Consider the following 552-nt stretch of genomic DNA (forward strand, 5'->3'; position numbering starts at 1 on the left):
GGAGGTATCAGAAGTGCGAATGCTGACATGAGTAGCGATAAAGAGGGTGAAAAGCCCTCTCGCCGAAAGCCCAAGGTTTCCTGTTCAACGTTCATCGGAGCAGGGTGAGTCGGCCCCTAAGGCGAGGCAGAGATGCGTAGCTGATGGGAAGCAGGTTAATATTCCTGCACCGTCGTATGATGCGATGGGGGGACGGATCGCGGAAGGTTGTCTGCCTGTTGGAATAGGCAGTTTTTGACTCATAGAAGGYGCTTAGGCAAATCCGGGCRCGSAATTCAAGGGGTYGAGACGAGCGGSTTTATSCTGCGAAGCAATCGGAAGTGGTTCCAAGAAAAGCCTCTAAGCTTCAGTCATACGAGACCGTACCGCAAACCGACACAGGTGGGCGAGATGAGTATTCTAAGGCGCTTGAGAGAACTCGGGAGAAGGAACTCGGCAAATTGGTACCGTAACTTCGGGATAAGGTACGCCCCGGTAGCTTGACYRCTTTACTGYRGAAGGGTGAAAGGGTTGCAATAAACTGGTGGCTGCGACTGTTTAATAAAAACACAG

At 51.8% G+C, this 552-nt stretch carries 1 rRNA gene; it reads left to right on the forward strand.

What is annotated here, in order from left to right:
• Nucleotides 1-552: ribosomal RNA gene (locus AC1DOQ_RS26945) — 23S ribosomal RNA — on the forward strand; the annotation flags it as partial.

The organism is Massilia sp. 01N417 (genome assembly GCF_056399645.1).